Source organism: Kitasatospora sp. NPDC086009, assembly GCF_044540385.1.
GTDB lineage: Bacteria > Actinomycetota > Actinomycetes > Streptomycetales > Streptomycetaceae > Kitasatospora.
Genome location: NZ_JBITSA010000017.1, coordinates 46007 through 69493, shown reverse-complemented (window position 1 = coordinate 69493; position 23487 = coordinate 46007). Strand labels below are relative to the sequence as shown.

15 protein-coding genes are annotated in these 23487 nt (G+C 74.9%); 11 read left to right on the top strand and 4 right to left on the bottom strand.

Annotated features, from left to right (window positions below; translation table 11 throughout):
• The first annotated feature begins 184 nt into the window (after nucleotides 1-184).
• Nucleotides 185-1897 (top strand): DUF4153 domain-containing protein, encoded by a 1713-nt coding sequence (locus ACIF6L_RS31075; protein ID WP_396490828.1) that lies wholly within the window; start codon nucleotides 185-187, stop codon nucleotides 1895-1897.
• Nucleotides 1898-2134: 237 nt separating this feature from the next.
• On the opposite strand, the gene ACIF6L_RS31070 is transcribed toward ACIF6L_RS31075, so the two are convergent.
• Nucleotides 2135-3682 carry an MFS transporter gene (locus ACIF6L_RS31070; RefSeq protein WP_380390945.1) on the bottom strand — a complete coding sequence of 516 codons (1548 nt, stop codon included), beginning with the start codon at nucleotides 3680-3682 and terminating at the stop codon, nucleotides 2135-2137.
• Between the two features lie 160 nt (nucleotides 3683-3842).
• Here ACIF6L_RS31070 and ACIF6L_RS31065 point away from each other — a divergent pair, with 160 nt between their 5' ends.
• The 3 genes from ACIF6L_RS31065 (at nucleotide 3843) to ACIF6L_RS31055 (ending at nucleotide 6335) form a co-directional block, all read left to right on the top strand.
• A complete protein-coding gene (locus tag ACIF6L_RS31065; RefSeq protein ID WP_396490829.1) occupies nucleotides 3843-4661 on the top strand; it encodes a TetR/AcrR family transcriptional regulator in 819 nt (272 codons plus the stop codon).
• Between the two features lie 179 nt (nucleotides 4662-4840).
• Nucleotides 4841-5551 (top strand): ribonuclease HII, encoded by a 711-nt coding sequence (locus tag ACIF6L_RS31060; RefSeq protein ID WP_380390949.1) that lies wholly within the window; start codon nucleotides 4841-4843, stop codon nucleotides 5549-5551.
• Nucleotides 5552-5807: 256 nt separating this feature from the next.
• Nucleotides 5808-6335 (top strand): hypothetical protein, encoded by a 528-nt coding sequence (locus ACIF6L_RS31055; RefSeq protein ID WP_359838512.1) that lies wholly within the window; start codon nucleotides 5808-5810, stop codon nucleotides 6333-6335.
• Between the two features lie 205 nt (nucleotides 6336-6540).
• On the opposite strand, the gene ACIF6L_RS31050 is transcribed toward ACIF6L_RS31055, so the two are convergent.
• Together ACIF6L_RS31050 and ACIF6L_RS31045 are read right to left on the bottom strand one after the other, a co-directional pair.
• Complete coding sequence (locus ACIF6L_RS31050) at nucleotides 6541-7149, bottom strand: hypothetical protein (protein WP_396490830.1); 609 nt, start codon at nucleotides 7147-7149, stop codon at nucleotides 6541-6543.
• Nucleotides 7150-7685: 536 nt separating this feature from the next.
• Nucleotides 7686-9920, bottom strand: coding sequence for a RecQ family ATP-dependent DNA helicase (locus ACIF6L_RS31045; RefSeq protein ID WP_396490831.1), 2235 nt, complete (start codon nucleotides 9918-9920; stop codon nucleotides 7686-7688).
• Between the two features lie 229 nt (nucleotides 9921-10149).
• Here ACIF6L_RS31045 and ACIF6L_RS31040 point away from each other — a divergent pair, with 229 nt between their 5' ends.
• Nucleotides 10150-11718: a DUF4192 family protein gene (locus ACIF6L_RS31040; RefSeq protein WP_396490832.1), complete on the top strand. Its 1569-nt coding sequence runs from the start codon at nucleotides 10150-10152 to the stop codon at nucleotides 11716-11718.
• Nucleotides 11719-11794: 76 nt separating this feature from the next.
• Here ACIF6L_RS31040 and ACIF6L_RS31035 read toward each other — a convergent pair whose 3' ends face one another.
• Entirely contained in the window at nucleotides 11795-13108 is a 1314-nt protein-coding gene (locus ACIF6L_RS31035; protein WP_396490833.1) for an alpha/beta fold hydrolase, read from the bottom strand.
• 750 nt (nucleotides 13109-13858) lie between these two features.
• Here ACIF6L_RS31035 and ACIF6L_RS31030 point away from each other — a divergent pair.
• The 6 genes from ACIF6L_RS31030 to ACIF6L_RS31005 all read left to right on the top strand — a co-directional run bounded on the left by ACIF6L_RS31030 (nucleotide 13859) and on the right by ACIF6L_RS31005 (nucleotide 23179).
• Nucleotides 13859-15997: a glycogen debranching N-terminal domain-containing protein gene (locus ACIF6L_RS31030; protein ID WP_396490852.1), complete on the top strand. Its 2139-nt coding sequence runs from the start codon at nucleotides 13859-13861 to the stop codon at nucleotides 15995-15997.
• A 160-nt stretch (nucleotides 15998-16157) separates the two neighbouring features.
• On the top strand, nucleotides 16158-16916 hold the full coding sequence (locus tag ACIF6L_RS31025) for an NUDIX domain-containing protein (RefSeq protein ID WP_359838506.1): 759 nt from the start codon (nucleotides 16158-16160) through the stop codon (nucleotides 16914-16916).
• 332 nt (nucleotides 16917-17248) lie between these two features.
• Entirely contained in the window at nucleotides 17249-18949 is a 1701-nt protein-coding gene (locus tag ACIF6L_RS31020; protein WP_396490834.1) for an ATP-binding cassette domain-containing protein, read from the top strand.
• Between the two features lie 3 nt (nucleotides 18950-18952).
• Nucleotides 18953-19858: a hypothetical protein gene (locus ACIF6L_RS31015; protein WP_396490835.1), complete on the top strand. Its 906-nt coding sequence runs from the start codon at nucleotides 18953-18955 to the stop codon at nucleotides 19856-19858.
• Between the two features lie 223 nt (nucleotides 19859-20081).
• On the top strand, nucleotides 20082-21014 hold the full coding sequence (locus ACIF6L_RS31010; RefSeq protein WP_329489863.1) for a FadR/GntR family transcriptional regulator: 933 nt from the start codon (nucleotides 20082-20084) through the stop codon (nucleotides 21012-21014).
• A 524-nt stretch (nucleotides 21015-21538) separates the two neighbouring features.
• The gene (locus ACIF6L_RS31005) at nucleotides 21539-23179 is read left to right on the top strand and encodes an RNA polymerase sigma factor (protein WP_329489864.1); all 1641 of its coding nucleotides are present in this window, start codon (nucleotides 21539-21541) and stop codon (nucleotides 23177-23179) included.
• The last annotated feature ends 308 nt before the right edge of the window (nucleotides 23180-23487 follow it).

Sequence of the window (23487 nt, the reverse complement as noted above, 5' to 3'; positions counted from 1 at the left end):
CCGCACCCGCGGCACGGCGCCCCCGGGGCGCCTCTGTCACAGCCTTGTGACGGAGGCGCCCGGGGTTTTTTGAACCTGTTCAGAATGGTCTACAGTCGGCGTCAGTCGCGGCGCCCAGGCGCCTGCCGGCGGACTGCCCCGTGGGCTGCTTCCGCATGCCCGCAGACCCTTCGAGGGGGAACTCATGCCCGGTCACTCCACACCCGCCCCGGCCGGCGGACCGTCCGGATCCGACCCGTACCGCGCTCCCGGCGGCCCGGGGCAGCAGGCGGGCCCCCAGCATGCCGAGTCCGCTCCCGGCCCGGCCGCTCCCGGCGCGTCCTGGCCGGGGGCGGCCGACGGCACGAACCCCTACCGCGCGCCGGGCCGCCCCGTCCCGTCGCCCTTCTCGTGGCTGCGCCCCAGCGACCCGGGCCCCAAGGCCCCGGCGACGCCCCGGGTGCTCGCGGCCGCCCTGGTGACCGGCCTGCTGGTCTCCCTGCTGGTGAACCGCGGACTCGGCGTCAACCTGCTGATCTGCGGCGTGGCCGCCGCCGTCGGGGCCGGCCTGGCGGCCCGCTCGGCCGGTCGCCGGGTGCGCGGCTGGACGCTGCTCTGGAGCGCGCTGGCGCTCGCCCTGCTCGCCGTCCCGGCACTCTCCGACGCCGGCTGGCCGACGATGCTGTCGACGCTCTGCGCCCTTGGCCTGGCCTCGCTCGCGCTGCACGGCGGACGCCGCTGGGCGGGCGTGCTGCTCGCGCTGCCCGGCATCCTCTGGCAGCTGGTGCCCGGTCTGGGGTGGGCCGCCGCCGCCGTGCGCCGCATCAGCCCGGCCGGCCGGGGCAGGGTCGCCCCGGTCCTGAAGGCGGTCCTGGTGGCCGGGGTGCTGCTGGCCGTCTTCGGCTCGCTGTTCGCCAGTGCCGACGCCGCCATGGCCGACGTCCTGGAGGCGCTCATCCCGGACCTGGACCTGGGTGAGTTCCCGCTGCGCGCGGTGCTGTTCGTCCTCGGCACGGTCGTCGCGCTGGGCTTCGCCCACATCGCGGCGGGCCCGCGCCGCTGGGACCGCACGGTGGTCCGGCCGGGCCGCGAGCGCGGCCGGCTGGAGTGGGCGCTGCCGCTGGTCGCGCTCAACCTGATGTTCGGCGCCTTCGCGCTGATCCAGGCCGTGGTGGTGCTCGGCGGCCGGGACTCGATCGTGCGGAACACCGGGATGAGCCGTTCCGAGTACGCCCGGCAGGGCTTCTGGCAGCTGACCGCCGTCACCGTGCTGACCCTGGTCGTGGTGGGCGTCGCCAAGCGCTGGGCGCCGCGCGGCACCGCGGCGGACCGCCGGCTGGTCCGCATCCTGCTCGGCGCGCTCTGCCTGCTCACCCTCGTCGTGGTCGCCTCGGCCCTCGGCCGGATGTGGTTCTACGTCGACGCCTCCGGGCTGACCAGGCTCCGGCTCTGGGTGCTGGTGGTCGAGGTCTGGCTGGGCGTCGTCTTCCTGCTGCTGATCACGGCCGGGCTGGTCCGCTCGGCGGCCTGGCTGCCGCGCGCCGTGGTGCTCAGCGGCATGCTGACGGCCGCGGTGTACGGACTGATGGGGCCGGACGCGATCATCGCCGAGCAGAACGTGGCCCGCTTCGAGCGGACCCAGCAGATCGACCTGCGCAACGTCCGGGACCTCTCGCTCGACGCCGTCCCGGCCCTGGACCGGCTGCCGAAGGACTACCGGACCTGCGCGCTGGAGCTGATGCGGACCCAGGCCGAGGAGCCCGTGCCCTGGTACGCGACCAACCTCGCTGCCACCCGCGCGCGGGACATCCTCGCCGAGCGTCCGCCGCTGGACGAGGTGTCGGCGGCGGGCGGCGCCTGCGCCCGGGCGGGCCTGCGGGACGGGTACCGGGAGGGCGAGGGCGCCGAGCGGCGGTGAGCCGGCCCGGTGGGCCGTGCCGCCGTGCGGCGCGGGGGCCGGAGGTGGCCCGACGCGCGAGGGCCGGCCGGGAGCGGTGAGCTCCCGGCCGGCCCTCGTGGTGTTCCGCGGTCGGTGCGGAGTCCGGACGGTCCGCCGTCGGCGGCCGCTCCGACCGGTGTCGCGTCGGCGCCGCGTCACTGCGGTGTCGGGCTCGGTGTCGTGTCGGCGCCGCGTCGCTGCGGTGTCGGCGTCGCGTCAGTGCATCGCGATGCCGGAGGTGTTCGACGCCAGGTCCTCCGCCTTGGCCCTGATCACGGTGACCGCGACCACCAGGGCGAGCCCGGCGAGCACCGCGCCCACGATGAAGCCGTGCGAAATACCATGAGCGAGTACCTGGTTGGCCGCGTCGGTGCCCTTGGGGAACTCCTTCTTCTCCAGGAACGCCGCCTTCTGCTCCGGCGTGGCCGAGGCCATGAAGCCGGGCAGCTGCACCTTGGCCTCCGCGGTGGCGTAGTGCGCGAACACCGTGGTGAGGATCGACAGGCCCAGCGACCCGCCGATCTGCTGCATCGAGTTGAGCAGGCCGGACGCGGCGCCGGTGTCCTCGCCGGCCACCCCGGCGACCGCGAGCAGCATCACCGGGACGAAGGTCAGACCCATGCCGAAGCCGAACACCACCGTGGGGCCGAGCACCCCGTCGATGTAGCCGCTGTCCGCGTTCATCTGGGTCAGCCAGGTGAGCCCGATGGTGACGAACAGCGCACCCCCGGCCATGAACGGCTTCGGGCCGTACTTGGCCTGGAGGGTGGAGGCGACCTGCGCGGCGATGATGATCGACACGCTGATCGGGAGGAAGGCGAAGCCGGCCTTCAGCGGGCTGTAGCCGAGCGGTCCCTGCACGAAGAGCGTGACGTAGAAGAAGATGCCGAACATGGCCGCGGCCAGGCAGAGCATCATCACCAGGCCACCGGTGCGGTTGCGGTTGGCGAACAGGTGCAGCGGGGTGATCGGCTGCGCGGTGCGGTTCTCGATCACCAGGAACGCGGCCACCAGCAGCACGCCGGCCGCGAAGGAGCCGAGCGTCACCGGGTCCGTCCAGCCGTCCGAGGCGGCCCGGATGAATCCGTAGACCAGGCTGACCAGCCCCAGCGTGGAGGTGAGCGCACCGGGCAGGTCGAAGCGGCCGGCGCGGCGCTCCGACTCCGCGATGTAGCGCGGCGCGGCGACGGCGATCAGGATCGCGATCGGCACGTTGACGAAGAACACCCAGCGCCAGTCGAGGTACTCGGTCAGCACGCCACCGGCCAGCAGGCCGATGGCCGCGCCCGAACCGGCCACCGCCGAGAAGACCCCGAAGGCCTTGTTGCGTTCGGGCCCTTCGTCGAAGTTGGTGGCGATCAGGGCGAACGCGGTCGGCGAACATATCGCGCCGCCGATGCCCTGGAGCGCGCGGGCGGCGAGCAGCATGCCGCCGTCCTGCGCGAAGCCGCCGAGCAGCGAGGCCAGCCCGAACAGCAGCGTGCCGGCGATGAACACCCGGCGACGGCCGAGGATGTCGCCCGCGCGGCCGCCGAGCAGCAGCAAGCCACCGAAGGTCAGCGTGTAGGCGTTGATCACCCACGACAGGTTGGTGGTGGAGAAGTTCAGCGCGTCCCTGATCTGCGGCAGCGCGATGTTCACGATGGTGGCGTCGAGGACGACCATCAGCTGCGTCGCGGCGATGACGGTCAGGGTGATGCCCTTGCGCCTGCCCTGGCTGCCTTGCGGTGGAGAGTTCTTGCTGAGCGTGTCGGAGATAGCCAAGTTAGTGCCCCCTGCTGGCTACTGCTTCGTATGCTGTGGACCCGAGGTCCAGTGCGTTCCCGCGACGTCCCGCGGGCTATGAAGGAACGGGATCGTTCACTAGCCTGGACGATATCCTGGGCGAGATTGTGAACGCAAGCGTTCCCTAAGGTTGGTGACGATGGATCAGTTGGTACGGCGCCAGGCGGCAGAACGGCCGGTCGGCCGGGCGGCCGAGCGGCCCGTCGAGCGGCCGCGCGACCAGGTCGCGGACCGGGCGGGCGAGCAGCTCCCGGGGTCGGTGGAGGGAGCCGTGGAGTGCCCGGCGGAGGGCGGTCCGGCCGTGCCCGTGCCGAGGATCGTCGTCCCGGTGGCCGGGCCGGCGTCGCACTGTCCGATGAAGGTGGCCGCCGAGGTGCTGTCCCGGCCGATGCGGCGCCGGGGCAAGGAGCTGGAACGCGCGATCTTCGAGGCCGTGCTCGACCAGCTCACCTCCGGCGGATTCGCACGGCTGACGATGGAAGGCGTCGCCGGGGCCGCGCGGACCGGGAAGGCCGCGTTGTACCGGCGCTGGGCGTCCAAGGTCGAACTCGTCATCGACGCCCTGGACTCCACTCTGCCACGGCCTTCCGACACCCCCGACCTCGGGTCCGCCCGTGCCGAATTGCTGCTGCTCATCCAGGGTTTCACCGAGGCGATGAACTCCCGGTCGGGTGGTGCCATGCACGCGTTGATGGCCGAGCTGGAGCACGAGCAGGCGGAGCTGTTCAAGGACTTCATCGTCCAGCGGGTGGTCGAGCCGACCAAGGACACGATCCTGGAGATCCTGCGGCGGGGAGCGGAGCGCGGCGACGTCCGGCCCGGCGCGGTCAGCCCGCTGGTCGCCGACGTGGCGCCCGCGATGCTGATGTACCGGGTCAAGGTCTGCGGCCGGCAGCTCGGGCGCGGATTCGCCGTCGAGCTGGTGGACGAGGTCCTGGTGCCGCTGATCCGCCGCTGACGCGCGCTGCGGGGGGCGGCGGGGCGGGTCCGGGCGGTGTGCCTGGCGGCCGGGGCGCCAGGTCGCCGGGGGCGGCTGGTCGGGGTGGTTCCGGGCGGCGGGGTCACCGGGGGCCGGTTGGTCGGGGCGGTTCCGGGCGGGGCTTACGCTGGAGGTTGCCCCAGCCGAAGGACTCCGCGATGCCCATCGTTCCGCCGACGCACTCCGTCGAGCGCTCGCTGCGCCGGGCCGGCGCCAAGATCGTCGTCGGTCTCGACGAGGTCGGGCGCGGCGCCTGGGCCGGACCGGTCACCGTGGGTGCCGCCGTCACCGGGCTGCGCAAGCCCCCGGAGGGCCTGACCGACTCCAAGCTGCTGACCGAGCTGCGCCGCGAGGCGCTGGCCCCGGTCCTCGCCGACTGGGTCACCGCGTACGCGCTCGGCCACGCCTCCGCGCTGGAGTGCGACGAGCTGGGGATGACCGCGGCGCTGCGGCTGGCCGCCGTGCGCGCCCTGGAGGCGCTGCCGGTCGAACCGGACGCGGTGATACTCGACGGCAAGCACGACTACCTGGGCGGCCCGTGGCGGGTACGCACGGTCATCAAGGGCGATCAGTCCTGCATCTGCGTGTCGGCGGCCTCGGTGCTCGCCAAGGTCCACCGCGACGGACTGATGGCCGAACTCGGCGAGACCTGCCCCGAGTACGGTTTCGCCGACAACGCCGGCTACCCCTCCCCGGTGCACCGCACCGCGCTGGAGGAGTTCGGCCCGACCGAACAGCACCGGCTCTCCTGGGCCTACCTGGACGGGCTGCCCCGATGGCGCCACCTGAAGCGGACCAGGGCCGTCGTCGGTGTCGGCGGACCGGGCTCGGCGGGTCCCGCGGACGAGCAGTTGACGCTCGGTTTCTGACGTTTCGTCGTCCATTGACCCGGGTGGGGGCGGAAGGCTTCCGTGCCCAATGGGTGGGGCGCCCGTGCGCGCCCGACCGGCATTTGATAGATATCCGGGTATGCCTGTCTTCCCCGAGGAGCCGGAGATTCACGAGAGCCTCCCGGGCCCCGGCGTTCCCTTCCCCCGCGAGTCGGACGCACAAGCCCCCCGTACGCCTGCCTCCGGCAGCGCGACTCCTTCCGCACCGTCGACCGTCACCGCAGCCCCGGCCCCGGTGCCGGGTCAACGACCCGCACCCGCGCGCCCGGCGCCGCCGGGCGCCGGGCGCCCGGGGCCGCAGCCCCGGCCGGGCGGGATCCCCAAGCCCGGCCCGCGCCGTCCGGCGCCCGCGGCACCGCAGGTCGCGGTCCAACTCCTGTCCGCCACCGCCGCGCAGGCGCTGGAGCGCGCCGACGAGGCGGTCGACCGGCTGCTGGACTCCGGCCGCGACCCGGGCGCCGTCCTGGTGCTGACGGTCGGCGAACCGCACCCCTGGCAGCGGCACGAACTCTCCTTCGGCGAGGAGCGCTACTGGGCGCAACTCGCCGAGGGGGGCGACGTGTTCTACGCGGACGCCGCGCTGACCCGGCCGGCCCGCCGTGCCGTGGTCGTGCTGGTGGTCAACGGCGGCAGCGCCGACCGTGCCGCCAGGGCGTTCACCGAGGCGCGCGGCCGGGCGGCCGAGCTCCTGGTGGTCTGCGGTGACGCCGGCCCCGCCGCCGAGGCCGCCGGTGTACCGGCCGGCCGCCCCGTGTCCGCCTGACACCCGTCGACCCTTGGGCCCGGCACCACCAGGTGCCGGGCCCGACCCGTGCCGTTCCGACCCGTGCCGTTCCGACCCGTGCCGTTCCGACCCGTGCCGTTCCGACCCGTGCCGTTCCGACCCGTGCCGCCACCTGTGGGCGTGCCCGCGGCGCCCGGGCCCCGAAGCACGGGTGGGCGGCGGCCCGTTGCCTGAGGGCGCGGCCTCAGTAGGTGCCGGTGCGCCGGCCAGGCTCGATCGGGGTGACCCGTGCGCCGGTCCACGGGCGCTCGGACTGGCGCAGGGGGCGCTGCCCCCGAGCGCTCTCCGGTGCCGGGCGGGGCGGCAGCTCGGTCACGGTGTGGACCGGCCCGTCCGCCCACGAGCCCGAGTGCGGATTGCGTCCGCTCCGGCCGTCGGCGAGGATCTGCCAGCCCGCCGGGGTCAGCGTGAGGTACGAACCGCAGCGCAGCCCGTGCAGGGCGGCCGCGTCCTGCAGGGCCCACATCCAGGCGCCGTCCTGGGCCGTCCAGCCCGCCGAGCCCTCCCGGCAGCGCAGCAGCACGGCCGTTCTGGCCGGAGTGGTCCGGCGCAGGTCGTGCGGGGTGACCTGCCGCAGGTGCGCCAGGAGGGCGTTGCGGTGCTCCCAGCCGTCGGTGTGGCGCGGCCGGGGAACGAAGGACGCCGAGGCGGTCAACCGGTGCGAGGCGTCCAGCACGGTGACCACGACCGTGCCGGGCTGCGGCAGGTGGCGCCGGTGCAGTTCCAGGACGAACTCGCGCGGGTCGCGCAGCGACGGGATCCCCGAGGCAGCCCATGTCTCCAGGTCGCACACCCGTCTGGGCTCCGAACCCCGGGCGAGGGGATACTGACCTCGGCCGATACCGTTGATCACGATCCTCCTTCCCGACCCACGGATGCGCGGGTACGCGTGTACGCCGAAGCCCTGGTCCAGCGGACCGGGTTCCGGGTACGGTCCAATTCTCAGGGCAGCGGGGGTGGAGCGGCAATGATGAAATGATGAACGCCGCCTGAAAGCCAACGTTCTGCCGGATATATTCCCCTCCGGCGTGACCGTCACCCACGGCTCGCGAGGCGGTGATCCGGAGCACCCGAAGGCCGGCGCGGAGTACTTTTCGCATGGTCGTCCCTCCCTTTGCCCGGTCGGTGCAGCCGGTTCCCGCAGATCGTCCGCACTGCGCCCGCATTACTCCATTCAGGTGTAGGTCAGTGCCGGAACCCCCAGGCTCCGTCACCGTCTTCCCGCCGATCACGAGCGCAGTCCCACCTCGCTCCGCTCGTTCCGGCCCGCTTCGCACCTTCCGGTTGGGCCCGGCTCCCCGCTCGCCGGAGCCCCGCGTGCCCCCCGGCTCAGCCCTGCACGGCCAGGACCAGCGGCAGGACGGCGCTCGCCCCGGCCTTGCGCAGCAGCCGGGCGGCGACGGTGACCGTCCACCCGGAGTCGACCAGGTCGTCGACCAGCAGCACCGGCCCGCCCGCCGCGGCCACCGCCGCCTCCACCTCCGGCGGCAGCGCGAGCGCTCCGGCCAGTGCGTGCAGGCGCTGGGCACTGTTGCTGCGCCCGCCCTGCGGTGACCGTCCGGCCGCGTACTCGATGTGCCCGAGCAGGGGCAGCCGGCCGATCTCGGCGATCCGGGCCCCGAGGCTGCCGACCAGCTGCGGTCGGCGCGACGAGGCCATGGTCACCACGCCGACCGGCCGGTCGAGCCGGACTCCCTCGGTCGTCGCGGGCCCGGCCCAGCCGCCGGGTCCGCGTGCCCAGTCGCTCAGCACCGCCACCAGGGCGTCCACCGCCTCCCCGGGCACCGGAACGTCGGGCGCCTGGTCGGCCAGCAGCGTGCGCAGCCGGTTGCCCCAGCCGATGTCGGAGAGCCGGCCCAGCGCCCGGCCGGTCTCGGCCTGCTCGCCCGCCGGGATGCGGCCCTTGAGCGGCACGCCCAGCGCGTCCATCCCGGTCGGCCAGAGCCGGCGAGGCTCGAAGCTGATGCCGGGCCGGCCGAGCGCGGCCCGCGCCGCGTCCAGCGCCGCGGCGGAGACCTCCGGGGTGTGCAGCGGTCCGGCGCAGTTGTCGCAGCGGCCGCACGGCTCGGCCTGCTCGTCGTCCAGCTGCCGCCGCAGGAACTCCATCCGGCAACCGGTCGACGCCGCGTACTCGCGCATCGCCGCCTGCTCCGCCTCGCGCGAGGCGGCGACCTTGGCGTACCGGGCGGTGTCGTACGCCCAGCTCTGCCCGGTGGCCGTCCAGCCGCCCTTGACCCGGCGCACCGCGCCGTCCACGTCGAGCACCTTGAGCATGGTCTCCAGCCGGGCGCGGCGCAGGTCCACCCGGGGCTCCAGGGCGGCGGTGGAGAGCGGCCGGCCGGCCTCGGCGAGGGCGTCGATGGTGCGGCGGACCTGCTCCTCGGGCGGGAAGGCCAGGGAGGCGAAGTAGCGCCAGATCGCCTCGTCCTCGCGCCCGGGCAGCAGCAGCACCTCGGCCCGGTCGACGCCACGGCCGGCCCGGCCGACCTGCTGGTAGTAGGCGATCGGCGAGCTGGGCGAGCCCAGGTGCACCACGAATCCGAGGTCGGGCTTGTCGAAGCCCATGCCGAGCGCGGAGGTGGCGACCAGCGCCTTGACCCGGTTGGCCAGCAGGTCCGCCTCGGCGGTGCGGCGCTCGGCGTCCTCGGTGCGGCCGGAGTACGAGGCCACCGGGAAGCCCCGCTCGCGCAGGAAGGCCGTCACCTCGTCGGTGGCGGCGACCGTGAGGGTGTAGATGATGCCGGAGCCGGGCAGCCGGTCGAGGTGGTCGGCCAGCCAGGCCAGCCGGTGCGCCGGGTCGGGCAGGGCGAGCACCCCCAGGGTGAGGCTCTTGCGGTCCAGCGGGCCGCGCAGCACCAGGGCGTGCTCGTCGGTGGTGCCGGTGCCGAGCTGCTCGGCGACGTCGGCCGTGACGCGGGCGTTGGCCGTGGCGGTGGTGGCCAGCACCGGGACGCCCGGCGAGAGGTCGGCGAGCATGGTGCGCAGCCGGCGGTAGTCGGGGCGGAAGTCGTGGCCCCAGTCGGAGATGCAGTGCGCCTCGTCCACCACGAGCAGGCCGGTGGAGGCGGCGAGCTTGGGGAGCACCTGGTCCCGGAAGTCGGGGTTGTTCAGCCGCTCGGGGCTGACCAGCAGGATGTCCACCGCGCCCGCCGCGACCTCGGCCTGGACGGCGTCCCACTCGTCGGTGTTGGCCGAGTTGATGGTGCGGGCGTTGATGCCGGCCCGGGCGGCCGACTCGACCTGGTTGCGCATCAGGGCGAGCAGGGGGGAGACGATCACCGTCGGACCGGCGCCGCGGGCCCGCAGCAGGGCGGTGGCGATGAAGTAGACGGCGGACTTGCCCCAGCCGGTGCGCTGCACCACGAGGGCCCGGCGGTGGTCGACGACCAGGGCCTCGATGGCCGTCCACTGGTCCTCGCGGAGGGTGGCGGCGGGCCCGGCGAGTTCGCGCAGGACGGCCTCGGCCCGCGCCCGGACCTCGGCGCGGTCGGCGGCTGTCGCGCTGCCGGTGCCGGCCGTGGCGGTGGCGTCGGTGGCGGTGGTGTGGTTCTGCGGCTGCTGCATGCCGTCCATGTAACCCCGAGCTGCCGACAATGGGCGAACGGCGCTGCTCACGGGTGGGTGGCCGGCGGGTGCAATTCATCAGCTCTTCCGCTGAACGGGTGTCGAATGTCCCCCCGGGAGAGTGGCTCAGAATGCCCCGAACGAAGGACGTTTTATCCACAGGCGGGCTTTATCCACAGGGAAAAGGAAAATCCGGGGGCGGCTCGTGGATTGCGGCAGTCTTCCGGTCATGAACAACGAACGCGTCGCACTCCCCTTCCACCCGGCCTCCGGCGGGCGTCCGGTCACCATGCGCGGCCCGGCCGACATGGCCGAGCTGCTGCCCTACCTGCTGGGCTTCTTCCCCGACGACAGCATCGTCGCCGTCGGCCTCCAGGGGCCGGACCTCCACCAGGGCGGGGTGATCCGGCTGGACATCCCCGAGGCGCCGCAGCAGTGGTCGGCGGCCGCCGACGAGACGGCCTCGCTGCTCGTCGGCCTCTCCGAGCGCCGGGACCGCCGACCGGTCCAGGTCCTCCTCTACCTCTGTCAGGACCCCGACCGGGAGCACGGTCCGCCGGTGCTCGACCGGCTCCAACCGCTCGCGGAGGAGCTGCGGGCGGCCTTCCAGGCCAGGGGAGTGCGGGTGAAGGAGTCGCTCTGCGTGTCCGCCGGCCGCTGGTGGTCCTTCCTTTGCCGTCGGGAGGGGTGCTGCGATCCGGCCGGCCACCCGGTCCGGCACAGCCCTGCCCCCGGCCCGGTGGCCGCGGCGGCCACGTTCGCGGGACTCGCGCCGCGGGGCAGCCGCAAGGCGATCGTGGCGGCGGTGGGCCCGATCGGTCCGCCCGAGGCGGACGCCCAGCGCCTGGCACTGGCCCGGGTACTGGACAGCCGGGCGCCGTCGCACTCCCGGGAGCAGGGCGGCGCGCTGCTCGACCAGGCGGTGGCCGAGTTCATGGCCGGCGCGCGCGTACTCGACGACCACCGGACGGCCCGGCTGCTCGTCGCCCTCCAGGACCGGCGCACCCGGGACCGGGCCGCCGAGTACATCCGGCCCGAGGAGCTCGCGCCCACCCAGCGGCTCTGGCGCTTCCTCGCCAGGCGGTGCGTGCCGCCCTACACCGGTTACGCCCCGCCGCCGCTCACTCTGCTGGCCTGGGCCTCCTGGGTCGCGGGGGACACCGCGACGGCCCGCGTGGTGCTCGCCCACACGCTCCGGCTCGCCCCCACCTACCTGCTGGCCCAGCTGCTCTACGAGTCGTTGAACGGCGGCCTCTCGCCCGAGGAGCTGTTGGCGAGCGTGGCGGCCGAGCGCAGCCGCCGCTCCGCCGGAGAGCGGGGAGCGCCGGCGGGCGGCCCGGGCCGCCCTGTCCCAGAGCGGGGTCCGGACCCCGAGCGGTCGCCGGAGGAGCCGTCGCCCCCGGTCCCGGCGAAGCCTCGCCGTCGGCGCGCCCGCAAGGGGGAGGCCGAGGCGGAGCCGCCGGGTGAGTCGGGTGCCGCGGGCCCGGGGGCGGTGCCCGGCGAGGCAGGTGCGCCAGGTGTCGCCGGTACGCCGGGGCGGCGCCCCGACCGTCCGGCCAGGGGCACGGCGAAGGTCCGCGAGGGCGGTCGGCCCGACGAGGGCCCGAGTGCAGGACCGCCGGTTCGGGCGTCTGACCGCGAGGCACGACGGCCGTCCTCCCGGGTGCGCTCCGCCCGGAGGGTGGGGCCCGGCCGCGCCTCGCCCTGGGCGTCGGTGGAGGCGGAGGCGACGGCGGGTGGGCGCGGCCGGAGTCGCGGCGCCCGCGGTGCGACGGGCAGGTCCCGGCATGCGCCGTGACACCCCGGCGGTCGGGGGCCCCGGTTCCTCCGCCGGCCGGCTCGGGCCGCCGACCCGAGCCGGCGGCCCGAGGCCGCTACACCTCGCCGCGGGCCATCGCGATCAGACGGTCCAGCACCTTGCCGCCGCTGACCCGGAGCCCGTCGTGCTCCCACTCGTTGGTGACCCACGTCCGCAGGCCGCGTACGGCCCGGGCGGTCTCCAGCGAGTCCGCGGTGTCGACGTACATGTCGTCGTGGTAGACCGCCGCCACGACGGGCACCTCGTTGACGGCCAGTCGGGCCGGGTCGTACAGGTCGGCCCAGTCGGTGCGGGCGGCGAGCAGCTCCGCCGTCTCCTTCAGCGGGCGGAGCGCCGGGTCGGTGTCGAACAGCCAGGGGTAGATCATCTCCCCGGTGAACAGCACCGGGGCCCCCGATTCCAGCGCAGCCCCGGCGTCGAACTCGGGGAACTCCTTGCGGACGCGCTCGGCCGCCCACCCGGTACCCGCCCCGTCCACCGACCGCTGACCGTAGATCGATTCGTGCAGCACGGCGTACAGCGGTCCCTCGGCGAAGGAGACCTTCGCCTGGACGTCGGCCAGGAAGGTGTCGGACAGCTCGGGCCCGGCGACGCCTTCCACCCAGGCCTCCTCCAGCAGGTAGTGCAGGCTTCCGGAGCCGCTGCCGCCGCCGAGCATCATGCCGAGGCCCTGGAACGCCTGGACGGTGAGCAGCCCGCCGTCGGGCAGCGTGGCGGGGGAGTCGGCGAGGTGGGCGGCGATCCGCCGGACCGCTTCGACGTCCTGCGGGAAGCGGGCGTAGTGCTCCTCGTTCTTGCGGACCACCCGGGGGTAGGCCGCCCGGTACACGTCGTCGGCCGAGCTGCGCAGGCCCGCGAGGCCGCCCGTGACGAAGGCCTCGTGCAGCCCCTCGGGCGCGATCGACAGGTAGGTGAGGAGGCAGAAGCCGCCGAAGCTCTGGCCGAGCACGCTCCAGCGCCGGTCGTCGTCGAGAAGTCGGCGCCGGATCAGCTCGGCGTCCCGCACGATCGAGTCCGCGCGGAAGCACGCCAGGTAGTCGGCCTGCTCCTGGGCGCCGCCGCGCCGGGCGAGGGTCTGCCGGTTCGCGGGCGTGGACCGCCCGGTGCCGCGCTGGTCGAGCAGGAGCACCCGGTAGTCGTCCAGGGCGCGCTCCAGCCAGCCGTCGCGGCCGAGCGGGCGCCCCGCCTTGCCGCCCGGTCCGCCCTGGAGGAAGAGCAGCCAGGGCAGATCGTCCTTCTCACGGCGCGCGGCCACCACCTCGCGGGCGTACACCTCGATCTGCTCGCCCTGGGGGGCGGAGTGGTCGAGGGGCACGCGGAAGACGTGGTCGGTCGTGACAATCCCGGGCAGCCGGCTGGCGGTGGACATACAACTCCTCGGTATGTGTCTGGTTCACAGCCGTCACGCCGCCGCTCACGGTGTTGCCGGTGCGGGCGCCGCAACCCCCGCACCGTATCCTGACGGCGGTCGGACACGGGTTCGACGGTTGCCGTTCACGACCGTCCGCCCGAGGAGCCGCGCGAGGCTGTACGACAGCCGCGGCACCCGTGGGTGCGGGCCCGTCACGGCACCGGCCCGGAGCGCCGGCGGCCCGGCGGCGGCACGACCGCCCGGTACCCCGGTGCGGCAGGCCGAAGTGGCGGTTCGGGCGTTACCTGCGGCCGGTCCGCGGCGTTCACCCCGGGGGCACTGTGCCCGGACGGACACCGGGCTCCCGTAGCCGGACGACGCCGCGCCGCGCCGAGTACCGGGGTGCGGCCCGCCGACGGTGCCCGGCGCACCGCCCGGCCGACGGGCGGCCGGCAGAAGGTGGCCGCCCCGCGCCCGTCCACGGCGGGACCGGGGCGCCGATCGGGACACGGTGTCACCGGTGCGACCGGGCAAAGGCCGTGACGAAGTGCCGGGCACCAGCGGGTGCCCGGGAAAGGCGAACCCGGTACCCCGGCGGCACCGGGCACCGCATGGCACGGCCCGGCGACGGGTACGGCCAGACACGGCAGACACGCCGGCGGGAACCCCCGCCGGCCAGGCATCATCAGCACGCGATCGAGCATGCTCGCGGCCCACCGGCCCCACCGGCCACCGGACCGCCGAGGGGAGGAGAGTCCGGTGACCGCCATGAGGCCACCACAGGCCATGCCGGCCGAGAGCGTGGTCGGTGCGCCGAGACCGGTCGGGCGCCCCGACCAGGTACCGCCGGGCATGCCCGGCGGCGCACCCGCCGGCCCGGCCCGGTCGGTGGCGCCGCGTCCGCAGCCCGCCGCCGTCCACCACGCGGTGCTCTGCGTCAACGCCCCCTCGATGGCCGCCTCCGGTCCGGACGGACAGCTGCGCGGTCACGGCCTCCACGGCTTCTACCGCTCCGGAGTCCGGGTCCTGGCCCGGATGGAGCTGCGGATCGGCGGCATGGAGCCGCTGCCGCTCCAGGGCACCCTGACCTCGGCGGCGCAGGCCCGCTTCCTCGGCGCCGTCCGGATCCCCGGCGACCTCGACCCCGATCCGGCGCTCACCGTCGAACGGCTGCGCCATGCCGACGGGATCGAGACCGTCACCGTCCGGAACACCGGCAGCAGGCCGGCCCGGCTGCCACTGGAGATCGCGCTCGGCACGGACCTCGGCCCGGTCGGCGAGATCGCCGCCGGGCACCGGCCGCCGGACCTGCCCGGACAGGTGCAGTCCGCCGGGCTGCGCTGGGCCGGGCCGACCCACAGCGCCGTCGTCAGCGCCAAGCCCTCGCCGCACGCCGTGCTGGCCGGCGCCGGAGTGCTGCGCTGGGACCTGGAGGTGCAGCCCGGCGCCCGGTGGTCGGTCGAGCTGCGCACCGAGCTGGAGAGCACCACCCCCGGTCCCCGGCCGCCGGGCGGCCGCGGCACCGGCGTCCCGCTGCCGTGGGCGGAGCCGGAGGTCCGCAGTGACGACCCCCGGGTCCAGTCGCTGGTGCCGCGCGCACTGGACGCCCTCGGCGGCCTGCTGTTCGCCGACCCGGACCGCCCGACCGACCTCTACCCGGCCTCCGGCGCGCCCTGGCGCTTCGGACTCGCCCCGGCCGACGCGCTCTGGGCGGCCCGGCTGATGCTCCCGCTGGGCACCCGGCTGGCGGCCGGCACCCTGCGGGCACTCGCCCGCCGTCAGCAGCTCGCGCCCCCGGCCGGCCAGGGCGGCCCCGGCCAACGGCCCGAGGGGCTGCTGCCCGGGGCGCTGCGGCACGGCGGTCCGGAGCTGCCGCCCACCTGCACGGCCACCGAGGCGACCCTGCTGTTCGTCACGGTGCTCGCCGAGGCCTGGCGCTGGGGCCTGCCCCGGCACGAGGTGGCCGAGCTGCTGCCGACCGCCGAGCGGGCGCTCGGGGCGCTCCGCGACGGCCTGGTCGACGGCTTCGTCACCGACCTGAGCCGTCCGGTGGAGGAGCGCGCCGCCCATCCGGTGGCGGCCCGCGCCGAGGTCCAGGCCCAGGCGCACCGGGCGGCGCTGCACGGGGCCGAGCTACTGGACGCCTTCGGCCGCCCCGGCGCCGATGAGTGGCGCTCCTGGGCGGCCGGTCTGCGGGGGCGCTTCCGTGAGCGGTTCTGGATCGACGACCTCTCCGGCGGCCGTCCGGCGGCGGGCCTCGTCCCGGGGGGCCAGCAGCTCCCCGCCGTCGCCTCCTCCTTCGTCCACCTCCTCGACCCGGGGCTCTGCGCCGACGGCGGCCGGCACGAGAGCCTGCTCGACCGCGAGCAGACCAGGGTGCTGGCCCAACGGCTGGCCGCGCCCGAGCTGGACAGCGGCTGGGGCCTGCGCACGCTCAGCGCCAAGTCGCCCCGGTTCAATCCGCTCGGCCACCGCAGCGGGGCGGTGCGGGTCCATGAGACCGCCCTCGCGATCGCCGGGCTGGCCGAGGCCGGCCACGAGAACGAGGCCGGCGCGCTGCTGGAGGGCCTGCTCGGCGCCGCCGCCCACTTCGAGGGCCGGCTGCCCGAGATGTACGCCGGGGAGCAGCGCGTCCCCGGTTGCCCGCCGGTGCCGCACCCGGCCGCGTGCCACCCGGCGGCGGTCTCGGCGGCCGGGGCCGTGCACGCGGTGTTCGCCCTCGCCGGGGTGCGCCCCGACGTACCGGGCGGCCGGGTGCTGGTCCGGCCGGCCAGCACGGCGCCGCTGGGCGAGCTGCAGCTGACCGGGCTGCGGGTGGCGGGCGAGCCGTTCTCGGTGCGGGTGAGCCGGATCGGCGTGGCGATGGTCGAGGAGGCGTCCGCGGAGCTCCAGCTGGTCGCCCGCTGACCCCCGAACCGCGCCCCGGTCGGGCGGGGCCGCTCGCCCCGCCCGACCGGGGCGCCCAGAGCCGGGCACGGGGCAGGGACAGGTCGGGGGCGCGGACGGTCGGGCACGCTTCGTGCGCGGGCCTGTGCTTATCGTCAGAGAGACGACTATGATCGTCGCCATGTCGCGTTATGACCCGTCGGCCTTCCCCCCGTTCGCTGTCACGGTTGACCTGGTGGTCCTGACGGTGCGGGACCACGCGCTGTGCGCCCTGCTGGTCCGACGGGGCGAGCCCCCCTTCCAGGGCTACTGGGCCCTGCCGGGCGGCTTCGTCCGCCTGGACGAGGGCCTGGCCGAGGCGGCGTCCCGGGAGCTGGCCGAGGAGACCGGTCTGCGCGCCTACTCCGCTCCCGGCCACGACGCGGCGGGCCCCGGTGCGGCCGGCGCCCACCTGGAGCAGCTCGCGACCTACGGCCACCCACAGCGCGACCCCCGGATGCGGGTGGTCAGCGTGGCCTACCTCGTCCTGGCGCCCGACCTGCCGACCCCGCGGGCCGGTGGCGACGCCAGCGGCGCCCGCTGGGCCCCGGTCGCCGAACTGCTCGGACCGAGTCCGGTCGACGGCGTCCCGCTCGCCTTCGACCACGGGCTGATCCTGGCCGACGGCGTGGAGCGGGCCCGGTCCAAGATCGAGTACTCCTCACTGGCGACGGCGTTCTGTCCGCCCGAGTTCACCGTCGGCGAGCTGCGCCGGGTCTACGAGGCAGTCTGGGGCGTGGTGCTCGACCCGCGGAACTTCCACCGCAAGGTCACCGGCACCCCCGGCTTCCTGCTGCCCTCCGGCGGCACGACCACGCGCCAGGGCGGCCGCCCCGCGCAGCTGTTCACCCCCGGCGGCGCCACCGTGCTCAACCCGCCCATGCTGCGCCCGGAGCCCTGAGCGGACATCCCGTCCAGCCCCGCGCCCGCGGCCGCCCTCCCGGCGGCCGGGCTACCGGTGCTCGCGGCGCCCGACATTCGCTGCGCCCGACATCCGCAGAGCCCGGAACAACCGCAACGCCCGGAACCGCTCGCCCGATCGGCGCGACGGTGACTCCGTCGCAGGATCGGATTGTCCCCTGATCGGGTGAGGTGCGTGGGCGGCGGGCCCGTGCCGCTCCCGTAATGCCCGGAATCGCCGCTCCGGCCCCCTAATGTGCTGGCGCGGGGCCGTGCGGGCACGGCCCCGTGTCGCGCAGACCAGGTCGGCCGAGGGCACGGGAGCAGCCAGCGATGATCCAGATCACCGGACTGACCAAGGTCTACCGCAGGGGTGTCCCGCCGGCGGTGCTCGACCTGACCTTCGACGCCCGCGCCGGCTCCGTGACGGCACTGCTGGGCCCCGAGGACGCGGGCAAGTCGACCGCGTTGCGGCTGATGCTCGAACTCGAACGCGGCCAGGGCGTCACGCTCTTCGACGGCCGCACCTACCGTCGGCTCCGCCGCCCGGAGCGCGAGGTCGGCGTACTGCTGCCGGCCCTGGGCGGTGCCGGCGGCGCGGTCGCCGGGCACCCCGGCCGAAAGGCCGTCAGCCACCTTCGGATGCTGGCGGCGGCCGTCGGAGTCCCCGCCCGGCGGGCCGACGAACTGCTGGAGCAGACCCGGCTGGCGGCCGTGGCCGGGCAGCGGCTGCGCAGCTTCTCGCCCGGCATGCACCGGCGGCTCGCCCTCGCCGCGGCGCTGCTCGGCGACCCGGGCACCCTGATCCTCGACGCGCCCACCGAGGGGCTCTCGCCGCGCAATGTGGAGTGGTTCCACTCCTTCCTCCGTTCGTTCGGGGTCGCCGGCGGCACGGTCCTGGTCACCACCCGCACACCGCAGGAGGCCTCCCGGCTCGCGGACCGGGTGGTCACGCTCGACCAGGGCCGCCTGGTGGCCGATCAGCCGGTGGAGGAGTTCTGCCGCACCCGGCTCAGCCCCGAGGTCGCCGTGCGCGGGCCGCAGATGGCCCGGCTCGCCGATCTGCTGGCGGCCCAGGGCGCGGCGGTGCGCCGGGACGGCGGGGCGGGCCTCGCGGTGGCGGGGATCGATCGCACCGAGATCGGTGAACTCGCCTACCGGCACGGCATCCTGCTGCACGAGCTCGCCGACCGCGTGGTCGAGCAGCCCGCTCCCCGCGCCACCCTGCCCACGGCCTCGGGGCGGTCGGGTCGGCTCCGGGTCAGGTCGGCGCAGGCCGAGCACCGCCCGGCCGATCCCAGGTCCGGGCGCCTGGCCGAGCCCCGTTCGGCGGAGCCCCGCCCGGCGGAGGCGGCGGTGGAGCCCGAGGCCTCCCCGAGCGAGTCGGCGCAGGTGCCGAGGCCGGCCGCGGGCGCGGCGGGCACCGGCGCGCTGCCGGTCCTCGCGCTGCCTTCGTCGTCCGCCGCGGCCGCGGCCGCCGGTACCGTCGCGGTCGCCGCCGCGACGGCCCTGTCGGCGGTCACCGCGCGGGCCACCCGGCGCACGCCCCAGCAGGGCCAGCAGGGCCAGGAAACCCGGCAGGGCCGGCAGGGCCGGGAAGGCGGGCAGGACCGGAAGTCACGCTCCCGGGACCCCCACCCGCCCCGCCGATCCGAGCCGACAACCGCCGAAGCTCCGAACACCGGCCGCACTCCCGAGGTCGCCGACACCCCCGCGACCGCCGGTACCCCCAACACCGCCGGCACTCCCGCGACCGCCGATACCCCCGACACCGGTGGGGTCATCGAGAGCGCCGACACCGCGCCGACGGTCGTCGTGGACCGCCTCTTCCGGGACGGCCTCCGCGGACTGGCCCGGTCCGGCAGCGCCCCGGACCCCGGTGCCCGCGCCCGGCGCGAGGACGCCGGCGTCGGCGACCTGATGACCGCCGACACCGTCCGGCTCGGCCGACCGCTCCCGGGCACCGCCCCCGACGCCCCCGACGCCCCGGACACCCCCACCACCCCCACCACCCCCGACCACCGGAGCGAGTGAACCGTGCGTGTACTGGCCTACGAGCTGCGCCGGCTGCGCGGCCTGCGCTCCACCTGGCTGCTCCTCACCGCCGTGCTGCTCTGCGACGCCGCGGTGGCCGCGGTGCTGGCCGCCCAGACTCCCGCCGGGCCGCTGGCCGGGGCGGCCGGCGTGCGGCTGCTGACGGCGACCGTGCCGCTGATCCCGCTGCCGTTCGCGGCGCTCGGCGCCGGGTTGCTGGGCGCGCTCTCCTACGGCCACGAGGTGCGCCACCCGGGGTTGGCGGCCTCGCAGGTGTCGTATCCGCGCCGGGTGCGGCTGCTGCTGGCCAAGCTGGTGGTGATCGCCCCGGTGGCCGGGCTGCTGGCGCTGGTCACCCTGCTGATCGACACCGTGGTCGTGCACTTCGCGCTCCCGGACGGGGTGGCGGTGGCCGCCTGGTCGGAGCCGGCCGCCCTGTCGGGCCGGGTGTCCGAGGCGCTCGCCTCGGCCGGCCTCAGCGGGCTCGCGGACCTGCCCGGGGCTTTCGCCCCCGCCGCGCTCGCGGCCGGCCAGGGGGTGCCCGCCGCCCTGCTGGCCTTCGTCCTGCTGGTGGTCGTGGCGGGCTGGACGGGGGTGCTGACGGCCTCGCTGACCCGCAGTGCCGCCGCGGGGGTGCTGCTGCTCTGCGCGCTGCCGCCGCTGCTGGAGTCCGGGGTGGCCCTGGTGCTCCGGCAGACCGGCACCGCCTGGCCGGCCCGCGCGACCGAACTGCTGCCGTTCCAGTCCGGCGTCGAGTGGGCGTACGGATGGGTGTACGGCGGGGACGACCGGGTTGCGGAGGGCGGTTCGGTGCTGACCGACCCGGCGCTGCTGGCAGCGGTCGCGGCGCCGGCGCTGGTGCTGCTGCTCGTCTCGCTCCTGGTCCAGGCCCGGCGGCGGGCGCTCTGAGGCGACGGGCGGCCGTGCGGACCGGTCGGGCGCCCGCCCGCCCGCACGGCTCCCGGCGGAGGCCGGTCGAAAGCCTCGCCGAGGGCCGGGAAGCCACCGGGAAGGCCGTGGCAGAGCCCCGACCGTCGCTGACGGTCTGCCAAGATCGACCAGCAGTGGCCGTAATGTGCGGTTCTTCCTGATAAGAAGTCAATTATCCAGTCACGGTCGATCACCCTTTCGTGTGCTTTTCACGAGAATTCTCAAGCTGCGCCCGCCGATCGCCGACAAAGGACTTGTGAGTACCCTTGCGCACCCCACCATGACCCCCGCCCGTTCCGCCGAAGGTGCCATCCCCGGCGCCGGCGACCTGGACCGCTTCTCGTACGCCGACCGGCCGACCCCGCCGGCGCCCCGCTGGGAGGGCGCCGAGTCGGATCTGGGCCGGGTCGGCCGCAAGACCACCAGCAGTCGTGGCCGAGGCCTGCACGGCCAGCTCGTGCAGCAGCTCGGTCAGATGATCGTCTCGGGCGACCTCGGTGCCGACCGCCCGCTCGTCCCCGAGGAGATCGGCCAGCGCTTCGAGGTCTCCCGCACCGTCGTCCGCGAGTCGCTGCGCGTGCTGGAGGCGAAGGGCCTGGTCAGTGCCCGGCCGAACGTCGGCACCCGGGTCCGGCCGGTCGGCGACTGGAACCTGCTCGACCCGGACATCATCGAGTGGCGCGCCTTCGGCCCGCAGCGCGACGAGCAGCGCCGGGAGCTGTTCGAGCTCCGCTGGGCGATCGAGCCGCTGGCCGCCAGGCTCGCCGCGGGTCACGGCCGGGAGGACGTCCAGCAGCGCCTGGTCGAACTGATCGAGATCATGGGCCACGCCGCCGCCCAGGCCGACCTCTCCACGTTCTCGCGGGCCGACGCCGAGCTGCACGCCCTGGTCCTGCAGATGGCGGGGAACCGGATGCTGGAGCACCTCTCCGGGATCGTCTCCTGCGCCCTCCAGGTGTCGGGCGGCCCGCCCACCTCCTGCGAGCGCCCCTCGGAGGCCTCGGTCAGCCTGCACGCCCGGCTGGTGGACGCCCTCGGCACCGGCGACGGCACGGCGGGCGAGGCCGCGGTGCGGGCGCTGCTCACCGTCCACCCGGAGATCGAGCCGTCCGTCCCCGCTCCCCGGGAGCACTGAGTCGCCCACCCGGCGATCGAGCGGCCCCGCGAACTCCCGGCCCTCCGGCTGCACCGCACGGCGCAGCCGGAGGGCTTCTTCACGCCCGGGCCCGGCCGTCGGACGCCCGCTCCGCCGTGAACCGCTGTGATCCGCCGTGAACCGCCGTGATCCGCGGAATCCGCACGCCCCGCGGCAGCCGCCCCGGCCGCGGTGGTCTGCCCATGCCAAGAGCTTGGTCGCGAGTGAGGGATGATGGAAGTCGGCCCCGGGCCGCAGGCGCCGAGTGGTGTGACCCGCGACACGAAGGCCATGCGTAACACTTGACGAGTAGCAGCGATGTGTCCTGAGCGGAAGCAGCTCCGGAATACCCCAACATGTCAGAATGCTGTGTTGGTCTGCGGCGCTGCTGCCGTCCTGCAAACCCAGTCCTCAAGCCCGAGTCGGTCGGAATCGACACCGCGCGTCCGACGCGCGATCTCCTTCCCCGCCCGCTCGGGCGGCCGGTACGGGTTCGAGTCCACTCATCGTCCGAGAGGTTGTTCGTGTCGGCCAGCACATCCCGTTCGCTTCCCCCCGAGATCGCCGAGTCCGCGGCTCTGCTGGCGCTCATCGAGCGGGGCAAGGCCCAGGGGCAGATCGCCGGTGACGACGTGCGCCAGGCGTTCGAGGCGGACCAGATCCCGGTCACCAAGTGGAAGAACGTCATGCGCAGCCTCAACCAGGTTCTGATTGAGGAGGGGGTGGACCTTATGGTCAGCGCGGCCGAGCCGGCCGGTGCCAAGCGCAAGAGCGTCGCTGCCAAGAGCCCCACCAAGCGCACTGCCACCAAGGCGGTCACCACCCGGAACCCGGCCGCTCCGGCGGCCCCGACCAAGCCCCCCGTGCGCATCGCGCCCGGCGCGACCATCTCCGTTCCGGCGGTCGCGGCCGCCGCGGCGTCGGTCGGCACGGTGTCCGCCGAGATCACCGAGGCGGGAGCCACGCTCTCCGCCGAGGCGAAGGCGCCTGCGGCCAAGAAGGCCGCCCCGGCGAAGAAGGCGGCCGCCAAGAAGACCGCCGCGCCGGCCAAGAAGACCGCCGCCAAGAAGACCGCCGCAGGTAAGGCGGGCAAGGGCGACGAGGAGATCGGCGGCGAGGAAGAGCTGATCGAGGACGTCGCGCTGCCCGGCGACAAGGCGGGCGAGGAGGCGGAGCCCGAGGAGGAGTCGCAGGGGTTCGTCCTCTCCGACGACGACGAGGACGACGCGCCTGCCCAGCAGGTCGCCGTCGCCGGTGCCACCGCCGACCCGGTCAAGGACTACCTGAAGCAGATCGGCAAGGTCCCGCTGCTCAACGCCGAGCAGGAGGTCGAGCTCGCCAAGCGCATCGAGGCCGGCCTGTTCGCCGAGGACAAGCTCTCGGCCGCCGACAAGCTGGCGCCGAAGCTCAAGCGCGAGCTGGAGATCATCGCCGAGGACGGCCGCCGCGCCAAGAACCACCTGCTGGAGGCCAACCTCCGCCTGGTGGTCTCGCTGGCCAAGCGCTACACCGGTCGCGGCATGCTCTTCCTGGACCTCATCCAGGAGGGCAACCTGGGCCTGATCCGTGCGGTCGAGAAGTTCGACTACACCAAGGGCTACAAGTTCTCCACCTACGCCACGTGGTGGATCCGCCAGGCGATCACCCGCGCGATGGCCGACCAGGCGCGCACCATCCGTATCCCGGTGCACATGGTCGAGGTCATCAACAAGCTGGCCCGCGTCCAGCGCCAGATGCTCCAGGACCTGGGCCGCGAGCCCACCCCGGAGGAGCTGGCCAAGGAACTCGACATGACCCCCGAGAAGGTCATCGAGGTCCAGAAGTACGGTCGCGAGCCCATTTCGCTGCACACCCCGCTGGGTGAGGACGGCGACAGCGAGTTCGGCGACCTGATCGAGGACTCCGAGGCGGTCGTGCCGGCCGACGCGGTCTCCTTCACCCTGCTCCAGGAGCAGCTGCACTCGGTGCTGGACACCCTGTCCGAGCGCGAGGCGGGCGTCGTCTCGATGCGCTTCGGCCTGACGGACGGTCAGCCGAAGACGCTGGACGAGATCGGCAAGGTGTACGGGGTCACCCGTGAGCGCATCCGCCAGATCGAGTCCAAGACCATGTCGAAGCTGCGCCACCCGTCGCGCTCCCAGGTGCTGCGCGACTACCTGGACTGATCCGCGACCGGCGGGACCGCCGCCGGACCATCCGGTCCGGCCCGGTCCGGCGATCCGCACCGTGAGAAGGCCCGGAGCACTGCGCTCCGGGCCTTCTCCGTGTCCGGCGTGACTCCGGTGTGGCTCCCCCCCCCTGGGGGGCGACCGGGCGATAGAGCGACAGGGCGATAGGGCGCGTCAGCGTCCGGGTGGCTGTTGTCGCTCGTCCGGGTGGCGGTGCGGCGGTAACCGGTCGCGGACCGTAGCCGATCACCTACGCTGTGCCGGTTGCCCGCTACCGAGCCAACTGGAGACACGGTGCTGCCCAA

Excerpts from the sequence above, each read along its gene's own strand:
- ACIF6L_RS31075 (WP_396490828.1), top strand. The coding sequence starts at position 185 with ATGCCCGGTCACTCCACACCCGCCCCGGCCGGCGGACCGTCCGGATCC.
- ACIF6L_RS31025 (WP_359838506.1), top strand. The coding sequence starts at position 16,158 with ATGTCGCGTTATGACCCGTCGGCCTTCCCCCCGTTCGCTGTCACGGTT.
- ACIF6L_RS31045 (WP_396490831.1), bottom strand. The coding sequence starts at position 9,920 with ATGCAGCAGCCGCAGAACCACACCACCGCCACCGACGCCACCGCCACG.
- ACIF6L_RS31030 (WP_396490852.1), top strand. The coding sequence starts at position 13,859 with ATGAGGCCACCACAGGCCATGCCGGCCGAGAGCGTGGTCGGTGCGCCG.
- ACIF6L_RS31060 (WP_380390949.1), top strand. The coding sequence starts at position 4,841 with ATGCCCATCGTTCCGCCGACGCACTCCGTCGAGCGCTCGCTGCGCCGG.
- ACIF6L_RS31035 (WP_396490833.1), bottom strand. The coding sequence starts at position 13,108 with ATGTCCACCGCCAGCCGGCTGCCCGGGATTGTCACGACCGACCACGTC.
- ACIF6L_RS31040 (WP_396490832.1), top strand. The coding sequence starts at position 10,150 with ATGAACAACGAACGCGTCGCACTCCCCTTCCACCCGGCCTCCGGCGGG.
- ACIF6L_RS31065 (WP_396490829.1), top strand. The coding sequence starts at position 3,843 with ATGGATCAGTTGGTACGGCGCCAGGCGGCAGAACGGCCGGTCGGCCGG.
- ACIF6L_RS31020 (WP_396490834.1), top strand. The coding sequence starts at position 17,249 with ATGATCCAGATCACCGGACTGACCAAGGTCTACCGCAGGGGTGTCCCG.